Annotated in this window: 12 protein-coding genes; 4 read left to right on the top strand and 8 right to left on the bottom strand. The window is 70.8% G+C overall.

Features of this window, described 5'->3' with window-relative positions; all coding sequences use genetic code 11:
• Positions 1-61 precede the first annotated feature (61 nt).
• The 4 genes from NDAS_RS24900 to NDAS_RS24885 all read left to right on the top strand — a co-directional run bounded on the left by NDAS_RS24900 (position 62) and on the right by NDAS_RS24885 (position 3621).
• On the top strand, positions 62-628 hold the full coding sequence (locus NDAS_RS24900; protein ID WP_013156026.1) for a hypothetical protein: 567 nt from the start codon (positions 62-64) through the stop codon (positions 626-628).
• Entirely contained in the window at positions 625-1146 is a 522-nt protein-coding gene (locus tag NDAS_RS24895) for an ATP-binding protein (RefSeq protein ID WP_013156025.1), read from the top strand. Before NDAS_RS24900 ends, NDAS_RS24895 begins: the two co-directional genes overlap by 4 nt.
• 596 nt (positions 1147-1742) lie before the next feature.
• Positions 1743-2630 (top strand): sigma-70 family RNA polymerase sigma factor, encoded by an 888-nt coding sequence (locus NDAS_RS24890; protein ID WP_013156024.1) that lies wholly within the window; start codon positions 1743-1745, stop codon positions 2628-2630.
• A 289-nt stretch (positions 2631-2919) separates the two neighbouring features.
• Entirely contained in the window at positions 2920-3621 is a 702-nt protein-coding gene (locus NDAS_RS24885) for an FMN-dependent NADH-azoreductase (protein WP_013156023.1), read from the top strand.
• 50 nt (positions 3622-3671) lie between these two features.
• Here NDAS_RS24885 and NDAS_RS24880 read toward each other — a convergent pair whose 3' ends face one another.
• The 8 genes from NDAS_RS24880 to NDAS_RS24845 all read right to left on the bottom strand — a co-directional run bounded on the left by NDAS_RS24880 (position 3672) and on the right by NDAS_RS24845 (position 12267).
• Positions 3672-5297, bottom strand: a complete 1626-nt coding sequence (locus NDAS_RS24880; RefSeq protein ID WP_013156022.1) for a flavin-containing monooxygenase — start codon at positions 5295-5297, stop codon at positions 3672-3674.
• A gap of 206 nt (positions 5298-5503) precedes the next feature.
• Positions 5504-6142: a phenazine biosynthesis FMN-dependent oxidase PhzG gene (gene phzG, locus NDAS_RS24875; RefSeq protein WP_013156021.1), complete on the bottom strand. Its 639-nt coding sequence runs from the start codon at positions 6140-6142 to the stop codon at positions 5504-5506.
• 18 nt (positions 6143-6160) lie between these two features.
• Positions 6161-7027: a PhzF family phenazine biosynthesis protein gene (locus NDAS_RS24870; protein ID WP_013156020.1), complete on the bottom strand. Its 867-nt coding sequence runs from the start codon at positions 7025-7027 to the stop codon at positions 6161-6163.
• Entirely contained in the window at positions 7024-8943 is a 1920-nt protein-coding gene (locus NDAS_RS24865) for a phenazine-specific anthranilate synthase component I (RefSeq protein ID WP_013156019.1), read from the bottom strand. Before NDAS_RS24865 ends, NDAS_RS24870 begins: the two co-directional genes overlap by 4 nt.
• The gene (locus NDAS_RS24860; protein ID WP_013156018.1) at positions 8940-9563 is read right to left on the bottom strand and encodes an isochorismatase family protein; all 624 of its coding nucleotides are present in this window, start codon (positions 9561-9563) and stop codon (positions 8940-8942) included. Before NDAS_RS24860 ends, NDAS_RS24865 begins: the two co-directional genes overlap by 4 nt.
• Before the next feature lie 29 nt (positions 9564-9592).
• Positions 9593-10768 carry a 3-deoxy-7-phosphoheptulonate synthase gene (locus tag NDAS_RS24855; protein ID WP_041553392.1) on the bottom strand — a complete coding sequence of 392 codons (1176 nt, stop codon included), beginning with the start codon at positions 10766-10768 and terminating at the stop codon, positions 9593-9595.
• Positions 10769-10841: 73 nt separating this feature from the next.
• A complete protein-coding gene (locus NDAS_RS24850; protein WP_013156016.1) occupies positions 10842-11330 on the bottom strand; it encodes a PhzA/PhzB family protein in 489 nt (162 codons plus the stop codon).
• A gap of 76 nt (positions 11331-11406) precedes the next feature.
• Positions 11407-12267, bottom strand: a complete 861-nt coding sequence (locus NDAS_RS24845) for a ParB/RepB/Spo0J family partition protein (protein WP_232051624.1) — start codon at positions 12265-12267, stop codon at positions 11407-11409.
• Between the last annotated feature and the right edge of the window lie 673 nt (positions 12268-12940).

Here is a 12940-nt window from a genome sequence, read left to right as displayed (position 1 = left end):
ATGTAACCGTCCGGGGCCGTGGCCAGCAACATCCATACCTTTAGACACAAGGATTGCCAGCATGCGCCAGTTTAGCGCTGCCCTTCTCAGCCGTGCCCTCGGCCCGCTGATCGCCTTCCTCTCCGCCCCCTGCGGACGCCACTCCACGGTGGCCGGTCGCCGCCGACGCCGCTCCACCCGCGTCCGCCGCTACCTCCCCGAGGCCCCGCACGTCTCCGCTTCCGAGCCCGCCATGCCGAGGCTGGCTCCCGCCCGCGAGGTCATCCCGGCCGAGGACGTGGCCCTGGTCCGCCCCTACTTCGCCGCCCACGAGCGCCTGACCGCCTCCGCCGCGCCCCGCGTTCCCGCGCCCCGCAGCGCCGAACCCGCTCCGGAGACGGACGAGGTCCGGCGCGCGTTCGCCCTCGTCCAGGAACGCGCCGCCGCGCTTGTCCAGCAGTGGCGGGACGACCCCGGCGGCGACCTGCTCGGCGAACCCGCACCCCGCTTCGGCGTCGTGCGCCCCGCCGGGCCCGCCCATCCCACCGCTCTCACCGATCGCACCACGCCCACCCGTTACGCCGAGTGGGACGAACTGGCCTCCCTCATCCGGGTCTGGGACGAGCAGCGACAGGGGGTTCCGGCATGAGCGCCTCCGATCTCGACTCCTCCGGCCTCGACTCCGCCGTCCGCCGTGCCCGCGTCCACTGGGAGCACCGCCTCTACCCCGGTTCGCTGTCCCGGCTCTCCGAGGTCCGCGCCGACCTGGCCCGCGACCTGGCCGGGTTCGATCCCGACCTGGTGGACACGCTCACGCTGGTCACCAGCGAACTGTTCGCCAACTGCTGCAAGTACACCGATTCGGGCCGCTCCGGCGGCGAGGTCCTGCGCGCACTGTCGATGCCCGATGCGGCCACCCTGCGTGTGGGCCTGTCCGACTGCGGCGGCGGGGGCGGCGTTCCGGCCGTCCCGCACCAGCGCACGGCTGACGAGTGGAACTGGGCCGAGGGCCAGCGCGGCCTGCTCCTGGTCGAGAACCTGTCCGCCGCCTGGGGCCACTACCGCCTCGCGCCCTGGGCCGACCTGGGCACCCACGTGTGGGCCGCCTTTCCCGTGGACCCGAACGCGGTGCCGCCCAGCCTGTGCCCCTTCGTGTTCACCCGCTGACCGGTCCCGGGGGCGGGCCGCCGCGCGATCCGCCCCCGGACACGCCGCGCTTCTGCGGCAGGGAGTTCCACGCCGACGAGTGGGCCACCGGCGTCCACCACCACACGCCGCACGGCTGGCTCCGCGTGCACTCCCACGCGGACCGTACACACCGCACCCACCGTGCCAGCGGGGAGCCGCACACCCGTGTCGCCGGAGGCGGGAATCCGGCGCGTACCGCGGCCGCATAAACACGCTGTAGTGCGCGAATACTCCAGCGGCGATCCCTCATGTGACACCCCTCTTCACCCGTTTAGGATGAAGAGGATCAGCCCGAAGCGGCCGGAATCCCCACCGTCCCACGCACCCGAATCACGATCCCCCGAGTACGACAGTCCTGCCGGAACCGACCGCGTATCCGCTGCTCACACCGCCCGGAGCCGGGGGCGGGGCCGGGCTGGCGGCACCAGGAGGGAAGCCAGGACGACCGCCCCTGCCCCGCCACGAAGCACTAATTCCACCCATACCGGTAATTCAATGCCTACAGCCGCATTCCTCTTTTATCGCGCTTTCGAAACGCGCCTGCGCAGCGGCCACGGACGAAGGAAAGGTGAACGATGAACGGCCAGATCGAGCTGGCGGATCACTTCGAACGCTCCCGTAGACATCTGCGCGGAGTCGCCTTCCGCATGCTCGGGTCGGCCGCCGAGGCGGACGACGCCCTCCAGGAGACGTGGATCCGGGCGTGCCGGGGGGACTTCGGCGAGGTCTCCAACATGACGGGGTGGCTGACCACGATCGTCGGACGCGTCTGCCTCGACATGCTGCGCTCGCGCAAGAGCCGCCGCGAGGAGTTCATGGACGTCAGCGACATCGAGCCGCTGCTCGCCCACGACCGGGGCCCGGACCCCGAGGGCGAGGCGGTGCTGGCCGACTCCGTGGGCCTGGCCCTGCTCGTCGTGCTGGACAGGCTCAGCCCCGCCGAGCGCGTCGCCTTCGTCCTGCACGACCTGTTCGCCGTCCCCTTCGCCGAGATCGCCGAGATCGTCGAGCGCACCCCGACCGCGGCCAAGAAGATGGCGAGCCGGGCGCGGCAGAGGGTGCAGGGCACCACGAGCGTCCCCGAACCGGACCTCACACGGCGGCGCGAGGTCGTGGACGCCTTCCTCGACGCCTCGCGCGCGGGAGACCTGGACGGCCTGCTGAAGGTCCTGGCCCCCGACGTCGTGCGGCGGGCGGACCCGCAGGCCCTCCGGCTGCGCGAGCCCGCGGTGCTGCGCGGTGCGCGCCAGGTCGCCGGGGAGACCGCCAACAACGTCCGCAGGACCCGCTTCGCCCGTCCCGCGCTCGTCAACGGCATGCCCGGGGCCGTCGTCGCCCCCGGCGGTCGGCTCCTGTTCGTGCTGGAGATCACCGTCCGCGACGACCGCGTCAGCGGGATCGAGATCATCGGCGCCCCGGAACGCCTGCGGGAGCTGGAGATCTCCGTGGCCGACCCGGCGTAGCGGTGACCCAGCGCACACCAGCCGCGACGTCCGCCGACCGGGCCCTGGCCCGGCGGGCGGGCGGGCGCGGCGGTGTCGGCGCTGCTCGCGACGTCTTTCCCGAACCGTCCGACGATCCCCGTCCCCTCCCTCCGGTCACTTTCCCCCGTCGCTCTCCGTCATAGGGGTAGGAGCACTCAGCGACGACATCCACGGGGGACGAGTCGCGTGCCCCACCGCATCCGCACACGGACCCCGCGCCCGGAGCCGCGCGGGACACGACGGCCACGCGCCGAACGGGGGAAGAACGATGACGTCTTTGCTGCACCTGGACTCCAGCCACTCGGACCACTCGGTGAGCAGGTACCTCACCGGCCTGTTCGCCAGGGAGTGGCGACGGCTGCACGGGGACGGGGGATACCGCTACCGGGACCTTGCCGCCGAACCGGTGCCGCTGGTCACCGCCACCTACTGCTCCTTCGCCCAGCGGGTGGAGAGGCGGGGCACCCTGCCGCTGACGGCGGTGACGGCCATGGCCGAGTCGCCGTCCGAGGAGCGGGAGTGGGCGGGAACCCTGCCCCTGATCGAGGAGGTCCTGGACGCGGACACCCTGCTGATCGGCCTCCCGATGTACAACTACACCGTCCCGGCCTCGCTCAAGGCGTGGATCGACAGGATCACCTTCCCCGGGGCCTTCAAGGACTCCCGCACCGGGGAGTCGCTGCTGCGCGACGCCCGGGCCGTGGTGGTCGCCGCGCGCGGAGGGGGCTACGGGCCGGGTTCGCCCAAGGAGGCGTTCGACTTCCAGACGCCCTACATGCGCATGTACCTGGAGGGCCTGGGCATCGCCGGCGAGAACGTGCACGTCGTCCACGCCGAGATGACCAGGGCCTCGGACGTCCCCGAGCTGGCGGAGTTCCAGGACATGGCCGCGCGCTCCCTGGCGGAGGCGGAGGAGCGGGTGACCCGCCTGCCCGCGCTGCTGGCGCCGCGCGAGCCCGCGGTGCGCTGACACGGGGCGGCGCCCGGTCGGCGGACCGAGCCGACCGGGCGCCGCCGCCGTCAGGCGGTCACCACCGAGGGGTTGCCCTTGAGCATGAAGCCCTCGTAGTCGGCCGCGGCCACGTCACCGAGCTTCTGGCGGTAGTTGCCGAGCCCCGCGAAGTAGAACAGGACCCGCTTCTTCTTGCCCGGGATGTTGGCCCCGAAGATCCAGGAGTTGACCTTGGGGAACAGGGAGTGGTCGGCGATCTGCGTGCACAGCTCGGTCCAGCCCTCCTCCGCCTCCGGGGTCGGCTCGATGGAGGTCAGGTCGCGCTCCTCCATCATCCGGACCAGGTCGGTGATCCACTCGACCTGGGTCTCGATGGCCGTGGGCAGGTTGCTGAAGACGCTGTTGGGGCCGTAGACCATGAACATGTTGGGGAAGCCCGAGACGTTGACCCCGAGGTAGCTGGCGGGCGTGTCCCCCCAGTGCTCCTCGATGGTCACGCCGCCCCGGCCGCGGATCTCCATCTGCCGGTAGCTGCCCTCGACGGCCTCGAAACCGGTCGCGAAGACGACGACGTCCAGCTCGTGCTCCACCCCGTCCTCGGTCACGATCCCCGTGGGGGTGAACTCCCGGATCGGGGTCTCCTTGAGGCTCACCAGGCTGACGTTGTCCCGGTTGTAGGACTCGTAGTAGTCCTCGTTGCAGACCGGGCGCTTGGCGTAGTAGTCGGTCGGCTGGAGCTTGCGGGCGGTCTCTGGGTCCTTGACGATCTCCCGGATCTTGGACCGGATGAAGTCGGCCGCCGCCTCGTTGGCCCTGGGGTCGAAGATGATGTCGGAGAAGGTGCCGAACATGAAGCGGAAGCCGTTGCCCCGGTCCCAGTTCTCCTGGAAGACGCGTCGGCGCTCCTCCTCGGAGACGCTCATCGCGGCGATCTCGCTCTCCTCGAAGCCGCACGCCACGCGGGACTTCTTGGCCTGCTCCCAGACCTGGTCGTAGCGGCCGCGCAGGTCGGTGAAGTAGGCCTCGTCCACCTCGGCGTTGCCCGAGGGCACGTTGTACTGGGGGGTCCGCTGGAACACGGTGAGCTGCCCGGCCACCTTCGAGGCCGCGCAGATGAACTGGGTTCCGGTGGAGCCGGTGCCGATGACGCCGACCCTCTTGCCCTCGATGTCGAGGTCGTCGGGCCAGGAGCCGGTGTGGACCAGGCGGCCCTGGAAGCTGTCGCGGCCCTTGAAGTCGGGGAAGTGGGAGGTGGACAGCGGTCCGAGGGCGGTCACCACGTAGCGGGCGGTGAGGGTCTGGCCGTCGCTGGTGGTCGCGGTCCACAGGGCGGCGGCCTCGTCGTAGACCAGCGTCTCGACGCCGGTGTTGAGCTGGATGTCCCTGGCGAGGTCGTGCCGCTCCACGACCGCCTCCAGGTAGCCCAGGATCTCCGCCTGGGACAGGTAGCGCTTCTTCCAGGTCCACTCCCGCAGCAGGTCGCGGTCGAAGGAGTACTGGTAGATGAAGCCCTCGCTGTCGGACATGGCGCCGGGGTAGCGGTTCCAGTACCAGGTGCCCCCGACCCCGCCCGCCTTGTCGAAGGCCCGGACGGACAGGCCCAGTTCGTTGCGGAGCTTGTGCAGCGCGTAGATGCCGGCGAACCCGGCACCGACGACGATCGCGTCGAGATCGGTGTTCTTCGCGTTGGTCACGGGACAGTTCCTCACGATTGTGTAGGGAAAGGGATGGTGTTCGAGCGGGGGTGGGTTCCAGGCCCCCGGCGGGGTAGAGCCGGGGGCCCGGGACGCCGGGCTGGGGCAGGGGCCCGCGTCGTCGGTGGGGGCGCCGGGCCGGGGAGAGGGGCCCGCGTCGTCGGGGAGGGACGGCGGTGGACGCCGTGGGGCGGGTCGGGGACGGCTCAGGGCTGGAGCCGCACGACCTCCCAGCCGTGCGGTGTGCGGTCGTAGCGCAGCCTGCGGTGCAGCCGTTCGCGGTCGGCGGCCCAGAACTCGACCGTGTCCGGTTCGAGGCGGTAGCCGACGAACCGCTCGGGTCTGGGCAGGGAGTGGCCGCCCTCCTCCGCCAGCCGCCGGGCCCGTTCGAGGAGGCCGGGCACGTCGTCGAGGGGCTCGCTCTGCCGGGACGCCGTCGTCATCGGGTACAGCTGCGGCGGCCGGGCGGCCCAGAGCCGGTCCGACTCCGCCTCGGGCAGCGTCTCCACCGGCCCGGAGACGATCACCTGCTGGGCGGTCTCGCGCCAGTACAACAACCCGGAGGCCCAGCCGGTGGCCGCGATCTCCCTGCCCTTCTGACTGCTGCTGTGGGTGGTGAAGACCAGGCCCCGGTCCGACACGTCGATGACGGCGACCATCCGGTTGGAGGCACGGCCCTTGGCGTCCGCCGTGGCCAGCGCCAGGGACAGCGGCTCCCGCACCTTCCTCTGCTTGGCCGCGTCGACCCACCGTCCGACCAGCCCCATGGGGGCGGCCGGAGGCGTCTCGTACTCGGGGAAGCCCCCTTCCATCTCACCGGTCAGAGTCTCGAACCTGCTGCTCACGCGTGCTCCCGCGACTGTCTAGACGTAGATGGTCCCGCTGGCGACGGTGACGCCGCTGCCCTTGACCCGGACCTCGGTGACGTGATCGCCGTTGCCTCTGGCACGGGCCCGCATCAGGGAGTGCCGCCCGATCTCCACGCCCTGGTGGATGTCGATCCACTGGCCGTACTGGGCGTGGCCGTGGCGGGCGACGTGGATGGCGAGCGGTCCCGCGGCGGACCCGGTCGCCGCGTCCTCGACCACCCCGTAGGCGGGGGAGAACATGCGGCTCCGCCAGTGCGTCCCGTAACCGGCGAAGCAGTTGGTCGCCATGTCGGGGAAGGCGGCCAGGGCACGGTGGTCGGGGTTGACCTCGGACAGCGCCGGGATGCTCCGCAGTCCGACGAAGACGTGCCGGGGGCCGTTGGTGTAGATCTCGACGGGGGTCTCCGGTTCGGGCACCCCGAGGGCGGCGAGCAGCTCCTCGACGCGGTCGAACGGCTCCCAGGTCGGGATCGGCTGCTCCATCGCGGCGGAGACCACCCTGCCGTCGGCGCGTTCGAGGTCGAAGTCCACGATCCCCATGGCCGTCTCCAGCCGGAGCCGGTCCTTCTCGGCGGAGTCGCCGAGGGCGACCGCCGTGCCGAGGAGGGGGTGCCCCGCGAAGGGCAGCTCGTTGACCGGGGTGAAGATGCGGATGTGCGCGTCGCCGCCCTGCTTGGGGGGCAGCACGAACGTCACCTCCGACAGGTTCATCTCCCGGGCGATGCTCTGCATGCACGGGGCCGAGAGGTCCTCGGCCCCGAAGAAGACCGCGACGGGATTGCCCGCCAGGGGCTTGTCGGTGAACGCGTCGACGACGACGTAGGAGTGCGCCCTTTCCAGGAGCGCCGGACTGCCGTTCATGCGCTCAACGTCCTTCCTATGAACGAGCCGAGGATGTGCGGGCCGTTCTGGGTGAGAACGGACTCGGCGTGGAACTGGAGGGAGGAGAAGCGCGGGCCCCGCAGGGCGTGCACCTCCCCCGAGGCGGGGTCGCGGCAGACCTCCACCGCGCCGACGCCGTTCACCTCGACCGTGTCCGCCTCCGACCAGGCCGCGAAGGTGTTGTAGAAGCCCACGCGCTGGCGGTCGCCGAAGAGGTCGACCTCCTTCTGCACGCCCTGGTTGGGCGAGGGGCGCCGCCGGATCGGGAACCCGAGCTCGGCGCTGAGGATCTGGTGGCTCAGGCAGACGGCCAGGAAGGGCCTGCGTTCGGCGAGCAGCGCCCGTGCCGCCGCCCGCATGTTGGCCATCTTCGGGTGCGCGGGGTCGCGCGGGTCGCCCGGACCGGGGCCGAGCACGACGAAGTCGTAGCCGTCGAAGGAGGGGACGTCGTCGTGGCGCACGACCGTGACGGACATGCCCATGTCGCGGCACTGGTGGTCGAGCATCGACGTGAAGGTGTCCTCCGCGTCGACGATCAGCGTCCGGCACCCGGCCAGCCCGGGGAACTCCGCGCCGCGCCGGTGGCCCTCGCCCAGCAGCCAGAAGTCGGCGATGTTGGCGTTGCGCCTGACCAGCGCGTCGCGGATGTCGGGATGGGTGTCCAGGCCCCCGGCCCCGCGGCTCTCCACCGCCGCGAGGAGACCGGCGGCCTTGGCGTGGGTCTCCGCCACCTCCGACACCGGGTCGGAGTGGCGGACGAGGGTGGAGCCGACGCCGATGGCCATCCTGCCGCGGTCGTCGATGTCGGCGGTGCGGATGAGGATCGACGAGTCCAGGGTCCGCTCGCCGGAGGCGTCGCTTCCGACGAGGGCGAGCACCCCGCTGTAGTAGCCGCGTCCGCCCGTCTCGTAGTTCTGGATGACGCGGCAGGCGTTCTCCAGCGGGCTGCCGGTGACGGTCGGGGCGAACATCGTCTCCCGGAGGATGTCGCGGACGTCGCGACGGGTCTCCCCCTCGATGAAGTACTCGGTGTGCGCGAGCCGCGCCATCTGCTTGAGGTGGGGTCCCGACACGTGCACGCCCGGCTCGCAGATGCGCGTCATCATCTTGAGCTCCTCGTCCAGGACCATGTAGAGCTCGTCCGACTCCTTCTGGTTGGCGAGGAAGTCCATGACCTCGGGCAGCGAGGGGCCCGAGGGGGGATAGCGGTAGGTGCCGCTGATGGGGTTCATGGTGGCGAGCCCCCGCCGGAGGGTGACGTGGCGCTCGGGGGTGGCGCCGACGAAGGTCCGGTCGCCGGTGTGGACGACGAAGGTCCAGTAGGCGCCCACCTCGACCCGGAGCAGCCGGCGGAAGACGGCCAGGGCCTTGTGCGGGGTGTACTCCCCGATGTCGGCGACGAAGGAGCGCCTGATCACGAAGTTCGCGCCCTCGCCCTCGCCGATCACCTCCTTGACCACCCTGCGGACGGTCTCGGCGTAGTCCTCGTCGTCGACGTCGAAGCGGCCGTCGGACAGGGCGACGGGCAGGTCGGGGATGAGGTCCAGGGCCCGTGAGACCGGCAGCGTCTCCTGGTCGGCCACCGTCATGACGAGCAGGGGCGCCTCGTCGTCGTTGCAGCCGAAGCCGCGCTCGGTGATCTGCCGGTAGGGGATGAGGGCCAGCACGTCGTGGCGCTCCGTGCCCCCGCCCCTCCCCGTCAGGTCGGGCAGGGGGATGTCGGCGGTCTCGGGGACGGCGGACACCTCGCCGGTCAGCACGTCCACGCGGCCGGGACCGTCGCCGCCGGAGCGCACGAGCAGGGCGAAGGGGGGTGGCCGCTCCGTCCCCAGGACGGTGCTCAGGAGTCCGTCCCCCTCCGCCCCGGCCCGTGGCGCCGTGTCCGGCGCGTTCACGCGAACACCTCCTTGGCCGGCAGCACGACCGCGCAGCGCTCGGCGGCGTACCGGACGGCCATGCGGTGGTAGTCGGCGTTGAAGTCGGCGACGGCGTCGGCGACCAGGAAGGTCTGGATGTCGTTGGTGTAGGCCTCGACCGCCGTCATCAGGACCCCGACGTGCGCGTACACGCCGCAGACGACGAGCTGGTCGCGCCCGGCGGCCCGCATCCGCTCCAGCAGGTCCGACTTGTGGAACGCGCTGTACCTGAGCTTGGTGAACATCCAGTCGTCGGGTGAGGGGGCCAGTTCGTCCACCACGAGCCTGTCCTCGGGGGACCTGCGCATGCCGGGTCCCCAGAAGTCCTTGAGGAGGCCGCGCTGTTCGTCGCTCATGCTGCCCGGCTGGGCCGTGTATCCCACGGGGACGCCGAGCCGGGCGCCGCGCTCGCGCAGGAGGGCGATGTTGCCGACCAGCTCGTCTCGCACCTGTTCGGGGAAGGGTTTGAGGAAGAAGCGCTGCATGTCGTGGACGAGGAGGACAGCGCGGGAGGGGTCGGGCACCCACTGGGCGGTGTTCTCGGGGAGGTCACCAGCGGCCGGGAGCGCGTAGGGCTCGATGACGGGGATACCGGGCATGTTCGTCCTTTCCGATCGGTTCCTACGGGTCAGTCGCTCCAGGCGGAGATCACCGAGACCGCCTGCCAGAGGGTGAGGCGGGGGTCGCAGAAGGTCGTGTAGCGCTCGCCGACCCGCGGGAACCCGCTCGGGTCGGTCACGCACTCGGTCACGTCGTCGGGTGTGGTCTCCAGGTGCAGGCCGCCGGGGACTCCCCCCGCCGACTCGACCGCGCGGACGAAGCCGCGGACCTCCTTCCTGAGGTCCTCCACGACCCGGGTCTTGTGGCCCTCCGGGGTCCGGACCGTGTTGCCGTGCATCGGGTCGCACAGCCAGATCACGGGGTGGCCCGCCTCGGCCACGGCCTCGACGAGCGGCGGCAGCCGGTCGGCGACCCGGTCGGCCCCCATCCGGGCGATCAGCGTCAGGCGGCCCGGCTCGCGCCGGGGGTCCAGCCGCTCGCAGAGGGCGAGCAGTTCGTCCTCGGCCATGGCCGGTCCGACCTTGCAGGCCACCGGGTTGGCGACCTCGGCCAGCAGGGCGACGTGCGCTCCCTCGATCTGGCGGGTGCGCTCACCGATCCAGGGCCAGTGGGTGGAGCCGAGCACCGGCTTGTCCGTCTTGTCGGTCTGCCGGAGCATCGGCACCTCGTAGTCCAGGACCAGTGCCTCGTGGCTCGTCCACACCGGCGGGTCGCTGGCGGGCCGGGCGAAGGAGCCGCGCCAGCCGAGGTGCTCCATCACGTCGCCCGCGGCCATGTAGCCGGTGAGCAGGCGCAGCGGGTCGGCCTTCCTGCTCTCGGGCGTCGGATCGGGGCCGTTGACCAGGTGGCCGCGGAACACCGGCAGCACCAGTTCGCCGACCTTCTCCGTGGGGCTGGAGCGGGGTTTGGCGAACTGCCCGCCGATGCGGCCCGCCCGCAGGACGGGCTTGTGGGTGATCATCCTGAGGGCGCCGGCCAGCATGTCGAGCAGGGCGGCCTTGCTGCTGACGTGTCTCGCGCTGGACTCCTCCGGGTCCTCGGCGCAGTCCCCGGCCTGGACGACCAGGGACCGGCCGAGGGCCACGTCGGCCAGGAGCGAGCGCAGGGCCAGCACGTCCTCGGCCCTGACGAGGGCGGGCCGGGAGGACAGCACGTCGGCCACCCTCCGGACCTGGGAGGCGTCGCTCCAGTCGGGCTGTTGCAGGGCGGTTCTGGACTCGATGTCGGGCATCACGTTGTCCACGCGTCTCCATTGATCGGTTCTGTGTGCGTGCCTGAATCGCCAGCCCGAGTGGAATCCGAACCAGCCCTCGGGGTCAGGTCGGGATTCCCTCACGCCTGATCGTGGGAACGGGGATACCCAGAGCACGGAGCTGGTCGAAGGGGTTCATGAACTCCCTCTGCTGCGCGATCTTCCCCTCCTCGAAACGGAAGGAGTGCAGGAAGTGGTTCGTGTAGTGACCCTCGGGGTAACCCTCGAAACGGATGGCTCCCTCGCCGTCGCATTCCACCCAGAAGAAGTTGGGGTCCTGCGTCTCGAAGATCTGGATATTGGTCCAGACCCAGTCGGGGAAGCATTTCAGCGACCAGACCGCGTGTTCGGCGAGGCGATTCCGGCCACGGATGACGATAGGCTCTCCGGTGTCATTGGTCCAGAGCCCTCCGACACCTTCTTCGGTGAAGAGGAGGTGACGCTTCAGCCGATCCTGCCCTCTCGTGTTCATGTATGTTTCCACCACGTCACGGTTGTGTTTCCGGATCGCGGCCTCGTCACCGTCCGCAGGAAACTCAAAGTTTTCGGGCATGGCAGACTACCTGGCCTTTCCTTTTCTGCGTTTAATACTGTCCGAAGGGAAATTCTGGGGGACGCCGGACGGGTCCTCAGTCCGGGTCGGAGTCCTCGCCGGGCACCATGTAGGCGAGTTCCCGCAGCTCCTGGGAGCGCTGGAGGACGATGGCGCGGACGAGGGGCAGCCAGTGCTCGGGGATCGTCCTGATGATCTCCTCCCACTGCGCGCGTCCGACCTCGGTGATCGTCAGCATGCGCAGCAGGGTCCGACCGGCTTCGGTGGCGCGCAGGGAGGGGTCCCGGGCGAGCTTGCGGACCGCCGCCGCGGTCTCGCCCACCGCCGTGGACTCGGTGACCCGGGGCCTGCGGTCCGGTTCCCGGACCGCGACCGACACGGGGACGCGCTCCCCGCCGTTGCGGCGGAAGCGCTCCGGAATGGGGTCCTGGCCCTGGTCGACGCGCTTGCGGACGTCCCGGACCGTGCCCACCGACAGCCCGCTCTTCCTGGACACCTCACGCAGCGAGATCTCGGGGTTCTCGGCGAGGATGGCCGCGGCGCTGCGCCGGCCCTCGACGCTGCTGAGCGGTCTGGCCCTTCCGTCCATGCCCACCCTGCTCTCCGCGACGGAGCCCCCCTCTCCCGCCTCCCGACGGAGCCTGGCCACCGTCTTGGCGTTCAGCCCGGCCCTCCTCGCGATGGCCCGGTCGGACCAGTGCGGATGGGACAGGATGATGCGCTGGGCGGAGGTCCTGCGCTCGCTCAGGGTCAGCGGAAGCCCGTGCCCCACGTTGAGCTGCACCGCGAGGACGAAGGCGTCCTCGTCGCTGCCGTCGAAGAAACGGGCCCTGATCTCGGTCTTCCCCCTCATCCGCGCGGCGCGGATCCTGTGCACCCCGTCGATCACGCGCATGGTGCGGCGGTGGACGAGGATGGGTTCGACGGCGCTCCCCATTTCCGCGATCACACGGGCGTGGGCCGGGTCCTCCATCTTCTCGCGCGGAGAAAGGGAAGGGGCGAGGTCCGCGATGGGAACAATTCCCTGGGGCAGATCCCTGATTATGTCAGCCACCTCGGGGAGCAGGTCCCCGTCATTTCTCTGACCCTCCCCCAGTCCAGGGGCGGATGGCATGGTTTGGGCAGGCACAGTGAAATTTCCCTTCGTGAAGGGCATGCGAGCAGGGTGGACTCTCCAGAGGGGATCACAACCGGATTCAGCCTAGGTTGAGACCCGCAGCAGCGCCAGCGCGAAGCTGTCCGCAAGCGGACAGCGGGGAAAACACGGGGCCGGGGCGGACGGCCCGGAAACCCCCAGGTGAAAGCATCCGGACCGCGGCTGGGACAGGGGGAACCGGCTGCCTTCCCGTGCCCCGGCGACGGCGGGAAGGAATGCGTCCGGGCCCTTGTGAACTGGGGCGACGGTGTCAAGCACGGGCAGGAACGCGTGCACGGGCACGGGCCGCGCGGACAATCCGAGAAACACGATCCGCTCCTTGCCTTTTCTCCGAACGAACGCTCCGCGTGACCGTTCGTGACGCGGCGCGACTTCCCGGAAATGGCGTACTTCTCCGAACCCCGTCCCCTTTCGGGGGCCGCCGGACGGCGGCCCCCGCGCGGCCGGGCGCCCG

Source organism: Nocardiopsis dassonvillei subsp. dassonvillei DSM 43111, from assembly GCF_000092985.1.
GTDB lineage: Bacteria > Actinomycetota > Actinomycetes > Streptosporangiales > Streptosporangiaceae > Nocardiopsis > Nocardiopsis dassonvillei.
Note: the sequence above shows the minus strand (reverse complement) of the source record. Positions and strands in the feature narration are given on the sequence as shown.